The following is a 15,313-nucleotide window of genomic DNA, read 5'->3' as shown; positions in this document are numbered from 1 at the left end:
AACGCCCCGGCGGGCCGCCCGGGACCTCGATACGGCTACCGCGCCACCCGGAAGAAGCCCTCGGCGATCAGGGAGCGCAGCACGTCGGGGGTGCGGGCGCGGATCTCGCCGGGGTCGCGGTCGGTGAGCTCGGCGATCGCGTCCAGCAGCGGACCCACCGGCATGGTTCCGTCGCACACACTGGCCAACGCGGCCTCGATCGTGCCGACCTGGGAGACCCGCCGCAGGCCGCTGCGCTGGCGCAGCAGGATGCGCTCGGGGTCGGGAGCGCCGGGCACCGCGATGCGCTCCTCGACCACCTCGGGCGCCAGCGCCACGTGCGCCGACAGCAGCGCCGCGTCGGTCAGCCGGTTGGCGGTCATGGCACCGTCGACGATCTCCGGCAGGTAGCGCCCCACCGGCTGCTCGATCTCGTGGCGGAACTCCTCGACGCGCACCGCCGCGTCCTGGGCGACGTCGTTGCGCAGGCTGATCCACCCGAATCCGATGCCCTGGACGGCTTCCCGCTCGAAGTAGTCCAGCCACGCGTCGTAGCGCCGGGTGTACTCGGGGCTTCCCACCTCGCAGGAATCACGCAGCCACAGCTCGACGTACTCGGCGGGGTCCTGCACGTCACGCTGGACCACCCACCCGGAGCAGCCGGTGCCCGCAACCCACTCGCCGACGCGGTCGCGCCAGTCCTCACCCTCCACGTGCAGCCAGTTGGCCAGGATCTGGCACCAGCCGCCGTCGGTGAGGTGGCCCGGCGCCCGCCGGACCAGTTCGGCGCAGACGGCGTCTCCGGCCAGGCCGGACTCCCGGTAGGTGTAGCGGGCGTCGGGAGTGATCACGAACGGCGGGTTGCACGCGATCAGGTCGTAGCGCTCGTCGGCGACCGGCTCGTAGAGCGACCCCTGCCGGGGCCGCACGTGGGGCACGTCCGACAGCGCCCAAGTGATCTCGGCCAGGTGCAGTGCTCGCGGATTGACGTCGGTGGCCACCACCTCCGCGGCCCGCGAGGCCAGGTGCAGCCCCTGCACACCGCAGCCGGTGCCGACGTCGAGGGCGCGTTCGAAGGGGCCGCGGACCAGCAGCTGGGACAGGCTCGCCGACGCCCCGCCCGCGCCGACGACGTGGTCGGGGCGCGGCGTGCCCTGCCCGGGGCGCACAGTGGGGTCGGAGACGACGAAGCCCGGGCGGCCCTCCTCCATTTCCCAGGGCGCCAGATGCACCCGCGCGCGGACGCTGCCCTCGCCGACGGAGACCAGGCCGGCGTCGGCGAGGTCGTCGATCGGCAGCACGGCGCGTGCGGCACCCTCGGCGATCGGCTCCTGCAGCCACCACAGGCGCAGCAGCACCCCGAGCCGCTCCTCGCCGCCCGTGGCGCGCAGGGCGGGGGTCAGCTGCTCGCGGGCCAGCGCACGCGAAGCCATGTCGCCGAGCCGGTCGCGCACGCCGGAGACGGTGTAGTCGGCGTCGAGCAGCGTCTTGCGGAGCCGGTCGGCGAGCGCGTGCGGAAAAGGGCGAAACGAATCAGACACGCGCCCATTATCGGGGAGCGCTGCCCGTGACATGTGCGTTCGCGGCAGCGGGGCGCGCCCTGATGCGGTGATCGTGCAGGTGCGGCGGCCGTGGTCGCCGCGCCGCACCTGCGCCGAGGGCTTCGGCCGGGCGCCCGCCCCGGCGCCGGCGGACCGCAGGGCTGCGGGTCACCGGCGGTCGCCGCCCGGATCGCCGCCCGGATCGCCGTCGGGTCCGCCGCCCGGCCGGCCGTCCGGCGCGCGGGCGGCGGACGCCTCACCGGCAGGCTTCCCGCCCGCGTCGTCGCGGCCCTCTTCGGCCGCGGCGGTCTCCTGGCGCCGGGTGTCGCGGGGAGCGATCGCGCCCGGCGCGTCGGCGGCCCGGCGCGCCTCGGACTCGGGATTCCTGCGCAGGTGGCGGGGGATGTAGAGGAAGCCGAACGCGCCCAGGGCGGCTCCGGTCAGGCACACCCAGCGCCACCAGCGGTCCTGTTCGGCGAGGCCGTCACCCATGGCGACGAGTGCGATCAGGGCCGCGGTCCAGGCAGCCGTGCCCAGGGCCGTGGGGACGCGGTAGTCGCTCTCCATGACCTCGGGGTCGGGCTTGCGGGGACGGCGCACGGTTTCAGGTTAGTCGATGGGTGTCCGGCCGCCCTTCGGCGCGCTCTGACGTGCCACGGGCCCGCAGCGCGGGGCCGCCTGCGGCCGTTCGTAGGATCCCACCAGCGCGGGGTGCACGGCCGCTTGTCGATTCGTGTGAAGCTGCAATTAGTCTGACCTCGTCCCTTAATCCCCGTCTGCCAAGGTCAAACGAGTGAATGCAACGCCACAGCCCGATGAGGACCGGCACGCCGAGCGCCAGAGCGGCCTAGCCGCCCGCCTCGACCGCTACTTCCACGTCCGCGAGCGCGGGTCCACGTTCCCCCGGGAGATCCGCGGCGGCCTGGCCACGTTCTTCGCCATGGCCTACATCATCGTTCTCAACCCGCTCATCATCGGCACCGCCGAAGACATGAACGGCGAGACTCTCGGCACCACCCAGGTGGCGGCCACCACGGCGCTCGTCGGCGGCGTCATCACCATCCTGATGGGCGTCGTCAGCCGCTACCCGTTCGCGCTGGCGGCGGGCATGGGGCTCAACGTCCTCGTCGCCTACTCCTTGGCACCGCAGATGACCTGGGCCGACGCGATGGGTGTGCTCATCCTCGAAGGCGTCATCCTGCTGGTGCTCGTGCTGACGGGGTTCCGCACTGCGGTGTTCCGGGCCATCCCGCCCGAGCTGAAGAGCGCCATCGCGGTGGGCGTGGGCATGTTCCTGGCGCTGGTGGGATTCGTCAACGCGGGCTTCGTCCGCCGCGTCCCCGATGCCGCCGACTCCACGGTCCCGGTGCAGTTGGGTGACGGCGGGTCGCTGTCGGGCTGGCCCGTCCTGGTGTTCGTCATCGGCCTGGTCCTGACCATCGCGCTGATCGTGAACCACGTGCGCGGCGCGATGCTGTTGGGGATCATCGTGGCCACCGTCGTGGCGATCGTCATCGAGACGTTCGCGCGCATCGGGCCCATGGACGACGGCGAGGGCAAGGTGAACCCCGAGGGCTGGTCGCTGACGGTTCCGTCGCTGCCCACCTCGTTCGGCGACGTCGTCTCCCTGCCCGACTTCAGCCTGATCGGGCAGTTCAATCTGTTCGGCAGCTTCGCCAACGCCGGGACGATCACGGTCATCCTGCTGATCTTCACGCTGCTGCTGGCCGACTTCTTCGACACGATGGGGACCATGGTGGGCGTCGCCGGGCAGGCGGGCCTGCTGGACGAGAAGGGCAACGTGCCGCGCGCCCGCGAGGTCCTGATCGTCGACTCGCTGGGCACCATCGGCGGCGGTCTCGCTCCCGCCTCGGTCAACACGGTCTTCGCCGAGTCCGCGGCGGGTGTGGGCGAGGGTGCGCGCACCGGCATCGCGCCCGTGGTCACCGGCGCGCTGTTCCTGGTGGCGACGCTGTTCTCGCCGCTGGTGCAGCTGGTGCCGTTCGAGGCGGCCACGCCGGTACTGATCATCGTCGGCTTCATGATGGTCACCCAGGTAACCAAGATCCCCTTCTCCGACTACGCGATCGGGATCCCGGCCTTCCTGACCATCGTGATGATGCCGTTCACCTACTCGATCGCCAACGGGATCGGTGTCGGGTTCATCAGCTACACGATCATCAAGATCGTCCAGGGTCGCATCCGCGAGATCCACCCTCTGCTGTGGGTCGTCGCCGTCGCCTTCGCGGTGTACTTCGCACTGGGCCCGATCGAGCAGCTGCTGGGTCTGTGACCCGCTGACGTCCGGCTAGGCTGCGGGCACCGGGGGCCGCAGCCGCCGCCGGCGCATCCGCCGGATCGCGTTCGCGGCTGCGCCCGCGGACCGGTCGGGTGCGGTTTCCCGGATGTCCGGGGAATCACCCCGAGGCTCGATTTTGTTAGCAAAAGTAATGAGTTCCGCTAATGGAGAAGTCTCCGCTGTCGCGTCAGATCAGGACCGACGCCGGGCTGGCGTCGGTGCTGCGTGTAACCGTGGGCAGGTTGGCCCGGAGGCTGCGGGCGCAGCGGCCCGACGCGTCGGTGTCGCTCGGCCAGGGGGCGGCGCTTTTCACCCTGGCCCGCCACGGGGAGATGACACCGGGGGAGCTCGCGGAGCGCGAGAAGGTGCAGCCGCCGTCGATGACCCGGATCGTGGCGACGCTGGAGGAACGGGGGCTGGTGCGGCGCATCAAGCACCCGGAGGACCAGCGCCGGCAGCTGGTGAGCATCACCGAGGAGGGCCGGAACCTGGTGCGGGCCGATCAGCGCCGCCGCGAGGCGTGGCTGGCGCAGCGCCTCAAGGAGCTGACACCCGAGGAGAAGGACACGCTGCGCCGCGCGGCGGAGATCCTGGACCGGCTGGCCGAGTCCTAGGACCGCCCGATCCGGCGGCGCACGGCCGCACCGAGGACCGATGGGGGAGCGACGCGGGCGACACCGGCTGCGCGCCGCGACAGGACATGAGCGAGTCCGATCGACCGGCCGCGTCCGGCTCCGAGGAGGAAGCGGAGCCCGCGCCCGGCGGCTCCGCCGGAGGGCCTGGGGAAGGCTCCGCGGACGGCGGCGGGGACCGGGCCGAGCCGCCGCGGCGGCGGTCCCCGCCCGGCAGCGCGATGTTCCGCTCGCTGGCCATCCGCAACTACCGGCTCTTCGCCGCCGGGCAGGTGGTCTCCAACAGCGGCACCTGGATGCAGCGCGTCGCCCAGGACTGGCTTGTGCTCCAGCTCAGCGGCGGCAGCGGTGTCGCGCTGGGCCTGGCCACCGCGCTGCAGTTCCTGCCCATGCTGCTGTTCGGGCTGTGGGGCGGCACGCTGGTCGACCGGCTCCCCAAGCGCGGCCTGCTGATCGCCACCCAGGCCGCCATGGGCGTCCTCGCCGCGGGGCTGGGCGTGCTCGCGACCCTCGGGGCCGCCCAGGTGTGGCACGTCTATGTCTTCGCCTTCGCGCTGGGTCTGGTGACCGTGGTCGACAACCCCGCGCGCCAGACCTTCGTCGTGGAGATGGTCGGCGACCGCGACCTGCCCAACGCCGTCGCGCTGAACAGCGCCAGCTTCCAGTTCGGCAGGGTCGCCGGCCCCGCTATCGCCGGACTGTTGATCGCGGCCATCGGCAGCGGCCCCGTCTTCCTGATCAACGCCGCGTCCTTCCTGGCCGTGCTGGGCGGCCTGTGGCTGATGCGGCCCGGCGAACTCGACGTCACCGAGCGGGCGCCGCGCACCAAGGGCCAGACCATGGAGGGCGTGCGCTACGTGCTGTCCCGCCCCGATCTGGTGCTGCTGCTGGTGATGACGATCTTCGTGCAGATGTTCGGCGCCAACGTGCAGAACCAGATCGCGCTGATGGCCAACAACGTCTTCGAGACGGGCGCCGCCGCATTCGGCACGGCCGCCGCCGCGCTGGCCGTGGGCGCGCTCGCCGGGGCGCTGATCGCCGCGCGCCGGGAGCGGCCCCGATTGCGCCTTGTACTCAGCGGTGCGCTGGCGTTCGGCGTGCTGCAAGGCGTCTCGGCGGCGGCGCCGAGCTACGGCTGGTTCGTGGCCGCCCTGGTGGTCATGGGCGTGGCGTTCATGACCTTCACCACCTCGCTGAACGCCACGTTCCAGCTCAGCGTGGAGCCGCAGATGCGCGGGCGGGTGATGAGCATCTACATGCTCGTCTTCCTCGGCGTATCCCCGATCGGCGCCCCGATCGTCGGATTCCTGGCCGACGCGTTCGGTCCGCGTGCCAGTCTGGGAGTGGGCGGTGCGGTGAGCGTGCTTGTGGTCGCCGTGGTGTCCGTCCTGCTGGCGCGCAGTCTGCGGGTGCGGGTGCGGCCCTCGCCGCGGCGCCCGTTCGTGCGGGTTTCGGCCTTGCCTGCGCGCGCCGGCGGAACCGGCGGAAGCGGGTGACCGCGGCGCCGCCCGGCTCCCGCGGGCGGGCGTACGTGCGGGCGGCGGCGGTGTTCGTGCGCGAAAGCCCCTACCGCGCGGCTGCGCCCGCTGGCATGCTGCGGCTCGCGATCATCGGGAGGACGACGATGCGGGGTGGTGTATGAGGCTGTTCGTCGCGGTATACCCGCCGCAGGAGGTCCTGGACGAGGTGGGGCGCGTGGCGAGCGCGCTCAGCGCGGCCGACCGGCTCTACGTCGCCGGCCGCGCGCTCGACACGGCCGACCGGGCCGCCGATCCCGGTGCGCGGCCGCGCCTGGGGCAGGGGCTGCGCTGGCGCGATCCCGAGGAATGGCACTTCACGCTGCTGTTCCTGGGCGAGGTGCCCGAGGACGACGTGCCGCAGGTGGAACGCAGGCTCGCCGCCGAGGCCGCCCGGCACGAGCGCCCTGAGGTGGCCGTGCGCGGCGGCGGCACCTTCCCGGGCGACACCGAGCACGCGACCGTGCTGTGGGCCGGGCTGGAGGGCGACGTCGACGGCGTGACACTGCTGGCCGACGGGCTGCGCAAAGTCGCCCGGAAATCCGGTATCAAGGGCGACCGGCGCGCGTTCGTGCCGCATCTGACCCTGGCCGCCAGTCGGCCGCCCACCGACATGACGGCGCTGCGGTACGGCCTCAGCGCCCTGGCCACGCCCTTTTGGACCATCGGACAGATCCACCTGGTCCGCAGCCACCACCCGCGGCGGCCCCGGTACGAGACCCTGGCCACCTGGGCATTAGGCTGAAACCGCCCCGAGCGCCCGAACCGCCCGAAAGCCGTGCGCCGGAGTGCGAAGGGCCGCGGGCACCGGGCGGCGCCGTCCGCGGCGGAGGCCGGGAGCACGGCACACCCACATCCGGACGCGGCGACCCCGCGCCCGCAGGACGCGAGTAAGGCCGGACGACCATGAGCATGCTCACCAACAACCGGAAGCAGCGCTGGCTGCTGCCGACGGTGCTCGGGGCCATCGTGCTGATCGTCGTCATCGGCGCGCTGCTCAGCTGAGGCCGGTGTCGCCGCAGCGCGCGCCCGACGGAGCTAGGCGGCCGCCGAGGTGCGTGTGGTGGCCAGTTGCACCAATGCGGCGTTGCCCTCGGCCGCGTTCTCGTCCGGGTCGCGCAGCGTGTCCTCCAGGCCGATGCGCACGTCGCGGCCCGCGGCCACGGCCGTCTCCAGCACCGGCCAGGCGGTACGGTCGCGGCCGTGCAGAAGCCGCGGCAGCTCCATCCCGGCCCGGTCGAGGACGGCGTCGATGGACGAGGCGTTGGCCAGCGCTTCCTCGGTGGCGGCCTGCATCGGCTCCACCAGCACTCGGACGAAGTCCTCCGCCAGACCGGAGGCGACCAGGATGCGCGCGGCCTCAACCGTCCACACTCCGGCCTCGACGCCGACCCTGCGGTCGATCAGCAGGCGGGCGACCTCGATCGATCCGGGCTCGTGCAGGTTCACCGTCGCCGCGTCGGGCAGGGCGCTCCAACGCTGCACCAGGTCGTAGCGCCGCACGGGATCGGGTTCGGCCGACAGCGCGGTGGTGACGCTGACGGGCACGTCGGGCAGCTCGGCGCGCAGCAGCTTCAGCAGCGGCGCGACCGCCTGCGGCTCCAGCGACTCCGCGCCCGCACCGTCGCGCGGATGCACGTGTATCTCGTCGGCTCCGGCGTCCACCGCCGCACGTGCGTCGGCGACGACCTGCTCGTGTGAAACGGGCAGCGCGGGATGCGCCCCGGGGCGCCGGTCCCCGTTGAGGCAGGCGACGATCCGCATACGGTCATCCTTCCGCTCAAGCGCGTCTGTATGCGGAGCATGCCCAGAAGGCGAGGGTCGCAAGCCACGCGGGCACGCTGAGAATGACAGGATTGCCGTCATGAGGAGAAGCGCCGTGCTCGCGGTCTCGCTCGCGCTCGCGGCGCTGCACGCGACACCGGCGGTGCCGGCCGCAGCCGACGGCCCGGCCCCAGCGCCCTCGCAGAGCGGCGGCGCCCCCGAGGCCGCCGACCCGCTGTTCCGGATCACCGATGAGCGGATCCAGGAGTCCAGCGGCCTTGCCGCCTCCAGTCGGCACGACGGCGTCTACTGGACGCACAACGACAGCGGCGGCTACGGCCCCGAGATCTACGCCGTCGACGATCAGGGCCGCACCCTGGCGACGGTGAGTCTGGTCGGCGAGGGGGTCGAGGTCCGCGACTGGGAGGCGATCTCGGTCGGCCCCGGCGAGGACGGCGAGCCCGCGGTCTACGTCGGCGACATCGGCGACAATTTCCAGGGCGGTTGGCCGAACATCCGCGTCTACCGCCTGCCCGAACCGCGCGACCTCACCGACCAGACGATCCGGGCGACCACGTTCACCTTCACTTACGAGGACGGCGGGCGCGACTCCGAGGCGATGATGGTCGACCCCGATAGCGGCCGCCTCTACGTCATCAGCAAGGAGGTGGCCGGGGGCGTCTACGCGGCGCCGGAGCGGCTGGACGCGGAGGGCGCCAACACCCTCACACGGGTGGACTCCGCCCCGCTGTATGCCACCGACGCCGCCTTCTCCCCGGACGGGGCCCACTACGCCGTGCGCACCTACTGGTCGGCGAGCGTCTACGACGCCTCGGAAGGCGTGCGCGGCCGCGTCGTCGACCGCGTGTCCCTGCCGGAGTCCGACCAGGGAGAGTCGCTGGCCTTCTCCCACGACGGGAGCGCTCTCCTCGCGGGGACCGAAGGACCGGGCAGCCCGGTGTGGAGCGTGCCGCTGGACGTTCCCGGTGCGGACGGGGAGGACGGGCAGGACGCCTCCGAGGAGGCCGGAGGGGACGCCGAGGACGGCGGAGGCGCGGCCTCGGGCTCCGACGAGGACGATCCCGCGGGCACCGGAGCCGCCACCTTGATCTGGACCGGCGCGGGCCTGGCCGCGGTACTGATCGCCGCCATCACCCTCTTGGCCCGCCGCGGCTGAGCAGAGCCGAGGGGAGAAGGGCGAGCAGTGCGGGATCGCCGCGGCGCGAGTGCCTCTGCGGATACGCTCGGCGGAATCCGTCGTCGGCCGCCGGCCGCCGGGCGCTCAGCCGTCTGCTCGCGGCAACGGTGATCGTCTCGCCGCAACCGTCTTCCGGGGCCTGATGCCCGCGTTTCCGGCCCTCCGGCGCCGCGCGTTGTCCACAGGCCCTGGCGGTATTGTCCACAGGTTTTCGCGAATCCTGTGGATAACTATGTTCTGGGGTATGTTTGCGCAGCTCAACAGCTATGTCGCTTGTGTGGAAATCGTGCATGGAATGCCGGATTCAGCCTGTCTCATGATCCGAAACCCACAAGCGGCTGCGGCGCTCCACACGGCTGTCCGCACTCGGCCCTCCGCCCCGCCCTTCGGCCCGGGGCGCCGTCTCCCGGCCCCTCGCCTGCCCTCGGGGGGCGCTTCCGCCGTTACAACCCGGCCGCGTCCGCCAGCGCCGTCGCCTGGGCGAGTTCCGCGTCGCCTGCCTTGTACGCGCCGATGTTGTAGCGGTCGAAGGCCGATTCGACCGCGCGGGCCGTCGACCAGGCCATGAGGCGGTCGGCGGGCTCGCTGAGGATGTCGGCGGCCAGTCCGAAGCGGCGGCGCAGTGTCGGGCCCGGCTCGATCAGGCGCATCGGGGAGTCGAGCTGCATGATCAGCGGCCACAGGTCGTAGCCGGGGTCGCCCACCATGGGCTTGGGGTCGATGGCCAGCCACGGGGAGCGCTGGGCGGCGAGGATGTTGCCCGGGTTGATGTCGCCGTGCAGGACCACGCTGCGCTCGGCTGTGCGGGGCAGCGACTCCAGGAGGCCGATCGCGGTGCGCACCAGGTGCGGGTCGGCTTCGGGGCGCAGGCGGGGCCAGCGTTCGGCCACCAGTCCGGCCCAGTCGTCGGCGACCGTCTGGAGCGGCTCCAGTCCCAGGCCGGGGTCCGGCCGCTTGCTCCACAGCTGCGCGAGCACCTCCAGCCCTGCGGTGAGCAGGTCCTCGGGCTCACCCGCCGCGTCCCGCAGCGCGGCGCCGGGTTCGCAGGCCTCCAGCAGCAGCCCGAAGCCGTCAGCGTTGGAGCGCAGCAGCCGGATCGCGCCCGCACCGTCCCAGAAGCGCAGCGCCTCCGCCTCGCCTCGGGCCTCGCGGTGCGGGAAGGACACTTTGAGCACGGCGTGCTCGTCGTCCGCGGTACGGGCCGCACCGACCCACGAGCAGGTTCCGCCCGTGAACGTGCGTCCCAGGTGCAGGTCCCAGCCGTCCTGCAAGTCGGCGAGCGTGCCCGGCAGCGACTCCAGCCACTCCCTGCCGCCGTCCAGGGCATCGACGTTGCGCGCAACGCTCCTGGGCAGCGGCGCGGGAGCCGCGGTCTTCTCCGAAACCGTGCTCACTCGCCTTCCAGGTAGATTTCCCGGGCCAGGAACGCGTGCCGCGAGTGGTCGGTGAACACACCGTCGACTCCGGCGGCGAAGAAGGCCTCGTACTCGGCCGCGAACCCGCCGAAGTCGTCGGGGGCGCCGCCGCTGCGCAGGTCCGCGGGCAGGAAGCGGTTCTCGCTGCGGAACGTCCAGGGGTGCACGACCAGGCCCGCCGCGTGCGCGTCCTCGACCAGCGAGGTGGGCTCGCTCAGGGTGTCGTCCTCGTCGCGCGGGATCACCAGGTCCTTCGCCGGCCCGACGGCCTCGGCGAACTCCGCGACCCCGGCCAGCCCTTCGGGGGTCAGATACGGCTTCCAGTGCTCCTCCGTGCCCATCAGGAACACGCGCGGCAGCCCCGCGTCCACGAGCCTGCGCAGACTCTCGCTCTCGAAGGACTGCAGGAACACCGGCAGCTCGGGCTCGGGCCCGGTGAGCCCGTTGTCCAGCAGCGCCGCCAGCAGCGGCGGCTCCAGGTCCAGGCCCAGGCCGGTGTGGTATGCGGGGTGCTTGGTCTCGGGGTAGATCCCCACGCGCCGGCCCAGCTCCTTGGTCATCCGCCCCGCAAGGTCGACGATCTCCTGCAGCGTGGGGATCTCGTAGTCGCCGTCGTGGGAGGCGTTGTCGGGGCGGACGTCGGGGATGCGCTCGGTGGCGCGCAGCGTCTTGATCTCGTCCAACGTGAAGTCGTGGACGAACCACCCCGTGTACTCGCGCCCGTCGATCGTGCGGGTGGCGTGTCGGTCGGCGAACTCCGGACGCTCGGCCACATCCGTCGTATCGCCGATCTCGGGCTCGTGGCGGGCCACCAGCGTCCCGTCGGCCGTAGCGACCAGGTCGATCTCCATGAAGTCGCCGCCGAAACGCGCCCCCAGCTCATACGAGGCCAGCGTGTGCTCGGGGCGGTGCCCCGACGCGCCCCGGTGGGAGACGATCTTGAGTTCGGGCTCCTGCTTGTTTCTGCGCACAGCCGCTTTCCGTCCCTGGATGCCCGCATCGGCGCGGGACACCCGCTCGCAAGTGATGGCCTGCCCGGACAGCGTGTCCGTGCAGGCCATCATGTGTACCGTGCCGCGCCCGGCCGCGCGAACCGGTCACCTCGCCGCCCGACGGGCGCGAGCAGGGATCGGCGGGGGCCGGGGCGGGGTCCTTAGGACAGCTTGCCCACCACGTACTCGATGCACTCCGTGAGCGTGCGCACGTCGGCGGGCTCGACCGCCGGGAACATGCCGATGCGCAGTTGGTTGCGCCCCAGCTTGCGGTAGGGCTCCGTGTCGACGATGCCGTTGGCGCGCAGGGTCGAGGCCACAGCGGCGGCGTCGATGCTGTCGGCGAAGTCGATCGTGCCTACGACCTGCGACCGCTGCGCCGGCTCGGCGACGAACGGGCTGGCGTAATCGGTCTTCTCGGCCCAGGAGTACAGGATCGACGAGGACTCCGCGGTGCGGCCGACCGTCCAGTCCATGCCGCCCTGCGCGTTCATCCACTCGATCTGGTCGGCGAGCAGCATCAGCGTGGCCACGGCGGGCGTGTTGTAGGTCTGGTCCTTGCGGGAGTTGTCGACCGCGGTGGTCAGCGAGAAGAACTCGGGGATGTAGCGGCCGCTCTGGGCGATCTCGTCGACACGGGCCAGCGCCTTCGGGGACATGATGGCGATCCACAGTCCGCCGTCGGAGGCGAAGCACTTCTGCGGCGCGAAGTAGTAGACGTCGGTCTCGGAGATGTCCACCGGAAGGCCGCCGGCTCCGCTGGTGGCGTCGACGAGTACCAGCGAGTCTTCCGCCGCTCCGGGCACCCGCCGGATGGGCATGGCGACACCGGTGGAGGTCTCGTTGTGGGTCAGCGCGTAGGCGTCCACGCCGTCCTCGGCCGCGGGCTCGCCGTGCGTTCCGGGGTCCGTGCTGATGACGCTCGGCTCGTCGAGCCACGGCGCGCCCTTGGCCACCTTGACGAACTTCGAGGAGAACTCGCCGAAGGACAGGTGCTGGGACTTGCGGCGCAGCAGCGCGTGGGCGGCGGTGTCCCAGAAGGCGGTGGTGCCGCCGTTGCCGACGACCACCTCGTATCCGTCGGGCAGGTCGAAGAGCTGCGCCAGACCGGACCGCACCCGCGCCACCAAGGACTTGACCGGCTTCTGCCGGTGCGAGGTCCCCATGTAGCCGGAGCCGGACGACGCGAGGGAGGAGAGTTGCTCGGGTCGGACCTTCGACGGACCGCAGCCGAAGCGGCCGTCGCTGGGCAGCAGGTTCGCGGGAATCTGAATGTCGGTCACCTGCGCCAGGGTAGTGGCTGGCGAAGTCGCACCGCAGGCAAGGGGGGCGGGTTAGCGGTGTTTCCGCAGCGAGAGCGGCGGTCGGGGCTCGCCGGGGCGCGGTGAGGTCGCCCGCTATGGGTTGCCCGCTAGGCCCGGCCCGGGCTCCGGCCTGTGCCTCGGCCCGGACGTCATCGATCTTGCGCCGGTGGGCGCCCTGTCATTCGTACTGCTGGGCGTTCATCGTCCCCCTCGGTCCTCGAGCCGAACCCTGGAGGTCCGCCGCTCAGGGTGTGAATACGTCGCGCGCGGTGGTGGCCTTGAGCGCGCGGTCGAACCAGGTGTCGAGCCGGTCGATGTCGGTGCAGGTCTTGATGGTCTCGCGCTGGCCGTCACTGAGGTCGACGCCGTGGGAGTCCAGGAGCCGCAGGATGTCCTCGGCCTTAGCCTCGGCGACGCCTTGGGCGATGCCCTGGGCGATGCCCTGGGCGACGCCCCGAGCGACGCCCCGAGCGAATCCTCGGGCTTCGTTCTCCTCGATCTTGCGCCGGTACGTACCCTGCCACTCGTACTTCTCGGCCTGCATCATCGTCTCCCATAGTTGCCGAGCGGGTTCGTTGAGCTTCCACCAGATGTAGTCATAGTAGTCTTCCCTGCGTTTTTCGGGAAGCACATCCAGTGCCGCCTGGACCGCATCCAGGACGGCGGGGTTTTCGGCGTGATTGACGTGCAGCACGGTCGACAATACCGATAGCTCGGGCAGTTGCTGCGCCCGGGCGGGGTCGGCGATTACCGGCATATTGTCCGGCCCCAATCCGGATGCCTGGAATGCCAAGCTTCCTGATCGCTCGCCGATGGGCTTTCGCGCCCATTCCGCGGTCCGCCGGTCGGGGCACAGCGCGAGAAGGTGCACCGGGCAGCGCAGCCTCTCACGGACGATCGAGGTGTAGAGCGGCCAGGTGTAGGCCTTCTCGTCGTCCGGCTTCGCCTGGACCTCGCTGATGATGGCCATGAGGCGCCGGCCGTCGGCGCCGAAGAGGACGCTCACCTGATCCGCTTTGGTCTCTTTGAGGGAGAACGAGGTGAGGTCCGCGCACCCCGTCTCGGCGCGGTCGTAGGCGGGGATCTCCATTCCGAACGCCGTGCGGAGAATCTCCGCTGGGGTGTCCGGCCGGTTCTGCAGGAGGAGTACCTGCAATTCGTGGTCTATTCCGGGCATGACGCGGACGCTAGCGGATTACGCTGCAGGGTCTGCAATCGCGGGATCGGATCGCGATTCCCGATTCCGGATTTCGGGCAGGGCGAATCAAGGGCTGACGTGAAATATCAGACCGGAGTCGGTCCTGTCCGATGAATGCGGTTTTCGGGGAGATCAGCCGATTCCCCGCTTCCGCTTCTTCTCGTGTCTCCGGCCGAGACGCCCGCCCGGGGGATGCAAGCCGCGCGCGGCGGCAGCGCCGTCGGGCGCCTCTGCGAAGGGCCGTGCAGCCGTGTGTGCCGCCGTGGGGCGAGCAGGCTCCGTGGGCGCTGACGGTCGGATGCGGGGCTCCGGTCGGGCAACAAAGGTCTGTCTTGCAAACCTTATGAGGTCGGCGTAGCCTCCGAGTGTGTTGAGTTTGCTGTGCAAACCTTTAGTGGAGGACTGATGTCTCCTGAGTCCGAAACGGCCCGTATGCAGCGGGCGGCCGCCGTGGCCGCCAACTTCAACCACCTGCGCGGCCTGATTCCCCTGCCCATGGGCGTCGCCCTGCTCGTCGTGGGCGCGCTGAACCTCGACGGTGAGAGCTCGATGCTCGCCTTGCCCTTCCTGGTGCTCGCGCTGCTCGCCGGGATTCCGATCAGCCGCTACTACGAGCGCAAATTCGGCCGGGTGCGCACCGATGACGTGGTCGCCACGACCCTGGTGGTCGTCGTGGCCGTGGCGGTGTTCGTCGCCTTGGGTCTCGCAGGGCGGTACGTGCTGGCGCAAAGCGGGCAGATCGCGGTGTGGCTGACCGGCCTGCAGGTGGCGGTCACGATGTCGGTGATGAGCTGGATCCCGGTGGTGGTGCGGGGCCGCTGGCGAGACCTGGCACTGGTCCGCCACTGGTGCGCGATCTGCGCCCTCGTGGCCGTGATCGCGCTGGCGCCCGTGGGGCTGTGGACCGGCGGGGGCCATCCGCTGAACAGCCCCGACCTCGCCGCGCCCAGCCTCATGTGGGCCTTCGGCGCGGCCTTGCTGGTGGGCGGGGCGCTGGATCACCGACTCCTGGTGCGCACCATGCGTGACGCCCGAGGGGCGCGATGATGAGCGAATCCGGCGCCCACGAGGCCGCCAACGGCCTCGACCGCGTCATCCACGAACCGGCGCGCCTGCTGATCACCACCGTGCTGCAATCGGTGAGCGGGGCCGACTTCGTGTTTCTGCAGAATCTCTCCGGGCTGACCAAGGGCAACCTGTCCAGCCACCTCAACAAATTGGAGCAGGCCGGCTACGTCGCGATCACCAAGACCGGAGCGGGCCGCCGCGCGCGCACCTGGGTCGAGCTCACCGGCGCCGGTCGTGCCGCCGCCGCCGAGCACTGGAAGCACCTCGACGGCCTCCGCGCACTCGCCGACGCGCCGGACGAGCCGGCCGACCACACTGAGCTGTGAGCACCGGTGGGGCGCGTTGCGCCGACGTCTCCCGGCGCCGCCGCTGGGGCGGGACGCCCCCGCGGCCATGCGGCGACCGG

At 71.5% G+C, this 15,313-nt stretch carries 14 protein-coding genes; 7 read left to right on the top strand and 7 right to left on the bottom strand.

Translation table 11 applies throughout. From position 1 onward, the window contains the following. Positions 1-35: 35 nt before the first annotated feature. Together LP52_RS01245 and LP52_RS28825 are read right to left on the bottom strand one after the other, a co-directional pair. Positions 36-1,553: a DUF7059 domain-containing protein gene (locus tag LP52_RS01245; protein WP_052809299.1), complete on the bottom strand. Its 1,518-nt coding sequence runs from the start codon at positions 1,551-1,553 to the stop codon at positions 36-38. Positions 1,554-1,688: 135 nt separating this feature from the next. Next, entirely contained in the window at positions 1,689-2,120 is a 432-nt protein-coding gene (locus tag LP52_RS28825) for a DUF2530 domain-containing protein (RefSeq protein WP_084722779.1), read from the bottom strand. A gap of 193 nt (positions 2,121-2,313) precedes the next feature. Here LP52_RS28825 and LP52_RS01235 point away from each other — a divergent pair, with 193 nt between their 5' ends. The 4 genes from LP52_RS01235 to thpR all read left to right on the top strand — a co-directional run bounded on the left by LP52_RS01235 (position 2,314) and on the right by thpR (position 6,713). After that, on the top strand, positions 2,314-3,813 hold the full coding sequence (locus LP52_RS01235; protein ID WP_040269955.1) for an NCS2 family permease: 1,500 nt from the start codon (positions 2,314-2,316) through the stop codon (positions 3,811-3,813). Between the two features lie 170 nt (positions 3,814-3,983). Continuing rightward, entirely contained in the window at positions 3,984-4,433 is a 450-nt protein-coding gene (locus tag LP52_RS01230; protein WP_052809284.1) for a MarR family transcriptional regulator, read from the top strand. Between the two features lie 239 nt (positions 4,434-4,672). Next, positions 4,673-5,947 (top strand): MFS transporter, encoded by a 1,275-nt coding sequence (locus tag LP52_RS01225; protein WP_052809298.1) that lies wholly within the window; start codon positions 4,673-4,675, stop codon positions 5,945-5,947. A gap of 142 nt (positions 5,948-6,089) precedes the next feature. Next, entirely contained in the window at positions 6,090-6,713 is a 624-nt protein-coding gene (thpR, locus tag LP52_RS01220) for an RNA 2',3'-cyclic phosphodiesterase (RefSeq protein ID WP_040269954.1), read from the top strand. Between the two features lie 293 nt (positions 6,714-7,006). On the opposite strand, the gene LP52_RS01215 is transcribed toward thpR, so the two are convergent. Then, on the bottom strand, positions 7,007-7,732 hold the full coding sequence (locus LP52_RS01215; RefSeq protein ID WP_040269952.1) for a 3-keto-5-aminohexanoate cleavage protein: 726 nt from the start codon (positions 7,730-7,732) through the stop codon (positions 7,007-7,009). Between the two features lie 100 nt (positions 7,733-7,832). Between LP52_RS01215 and LP52_RS01210 the strand changes: the two genes are divergently transcribed. After that, positions 7,833-8,909, top strand: a complete 1,077-nt coding sequence (locus LP52_RS01210) for an esterase-like activity of phytase family protein (RefSeq protein ID WP_040269951.1) — start codon at positions 7,833-7,835, stop codon at positions 8,907-8,909. A 464-nt stretch (positions 8,910-9,373) separates the two neighbouring features. On the opposite strand, the gene LP52_RS01205 is transcribed toward LP52_RS01210, so the two are convergent. The 4 genes from LP52_RS01205 to LP52_RS01190 form a co-directional block, all read right to left on the bottom strand. Continuing rightward, positions 9,374-10,324 carry an aminoglycoside phosphotransferase family protein gene (locus LP52_RS01205; RefSeq protein ID WP_052809283.1) on the bottom strand — a complete coding sequence of 317 codons (951 nt, stop codon included), beginning with the start codon at positions 10,322-10,324 and terminating at the stop codon, positions 9,374-9,376. After that, on the bottom strand, positions 10,321-11,316 hold the full coding sequence (locus LP52_RS01200) for a glycerophosphodiester phosphodiesterase family protein (RefSeq protein WP_040270045.1): 996 nt from the start codon (positions 11,314-11,316) through the stop codon (positions 10,321-10,323). The genes LP52_RS01205 and LP52_RS01200 overlap by 4 nt, the downstream gene beginning before the upstream one ends. A gap of 182 nt (positions 11,317-11,498) precedes the next feature. Beyond that, positions 11,499-12,629 carry a phosphoserine transaminase gene (gene serC, locus LP52_RS01195; protein WP_040269949.1) on the bottom strand — a complete coding sequence of 377 codons (1,131 nt, stop codon included), beginning with the start codon at positions 12,627-12,629 and terminating at the stop codon, positions 11,499-11,501. A 256-nt stretch (positions 12,630-12,885) separates the two neighbouring features. After that, a complete protein-coding gene (locus LP52_RS01190) occupies positions 12,886-13,818 on the bottom strand; it encodes a hypothetical protein (RefSeq protein WP_157036148.1) in 933 nt (310 codons plus the stop codon). 426 nt (positions 13,819-14,244) lie between these two features. On the opposite strand from LP52_RS01190, the gene LP52_RS01185 reads away from it, so the two are divergent. After that, positions 14,245-14,886, top strand: a complete 642-nt coding sequence (locus tag LP52_RS01185; protein ID WP_040269945.1) for a hypothetical protein — start codon at positions 14,245-14,247, stop codon at positions 14,884-14,886. After that, positions 14,883-15,233 carry a transcriptional regulator gene (locus LP52_RS01180; RefSeq protein WP_238580677.1) on the top strand — a complete coding sequence of 117 codons (351 nt, stop codon included), beginning with the start codon at positions 14,883-14,885 and terminating at the stop codon, positions 15,231-15,233. Before LP52_RS01185 ends, LP52_RS01180 begins: the two co-directional genes overlap by 4 nt. Positions 15,234-15,313: the final 80 nt, after the last annotated feature.

This window comes from Streptomonospora alba (genome assembly GCF_000826685.1).
Taxonomy (GTDB): Bacteria; Actinomycetota; Actinomycetes; order Streptosporangiales; family Streptosporangiaceae; genus Streptomonospora; species Streptomonospora alba.
Note: the sequence above shows the minus strand (reverse complement) of the source record. Positions and strands in the feature narration are given on the sequence as shown.

Bases quoted from the DNA above. Each gene is read 5' to 3' on its own strand.
- LP52_RS01230 (WP_052809284.1), top strand. From the start codon at position 3,984: ATGGAGAAGTCTCCGCTGTCGCGTCAGATCAGGACCGACGCCGGGCTG.
- thpR (WP_040269954.1), top strand. From the start codon at position 6,090: ATGAGGCTGTTCGTCGCGGTATACCCGCCGCAGGAGGTCCTGGACGAG.
- LP52_RS01215 (WP_040269952.1), bottom strand. From the start codon at position 7,732: ATGCGGATCGTCGCCTGCCTCAACGGGGACCGGCGCCCCGGGGCGCAT.
- LP52_RS01225 (WP_052809298.1), top strand. From the start codon at position 4,673: ATGTTCCGCTCGCTGGCCATCCGCAACTACCGGCTCTTCGCCGCCGGG.
- LP52_RS01210 (WP_040269951.1), top strand. From the start codon at position 7,833: ATGAGGAGAAGCGCCGTGCTCGCGGTCTCGCTCGCGCTCGCGGCGCTG.
- LP52_RS01180 (WP_238580677.1), top strand. From the start codon at position 14,883: ATGATGAGCGAATCCGGCGCCCACGAGGCCGCCAACGGCCTCGACCGC.
- LP52_RS01185 (WP_040269945.1), top strand. From the start codon at position 14,245: ATGTCTCCTGAGTCCGAAACGGCCCGTATGCAGCGGGCGGCCGCCGTG.
- LP52_RS01190 (WP_157036148.1), bottom strand. From the start codon at position 13,818: ATGCCCGGAATAGACCACGAATTGCAGGTACTCCTCCTGCAGAACCGG.
- LP52_RS01245 (WP_052809299.1), bottom strand. From the start codon at position 1,553: ATGTCACGGGCAGCGCTCCCCGATAATGGGCGCGTGTCTGATTCGTTT.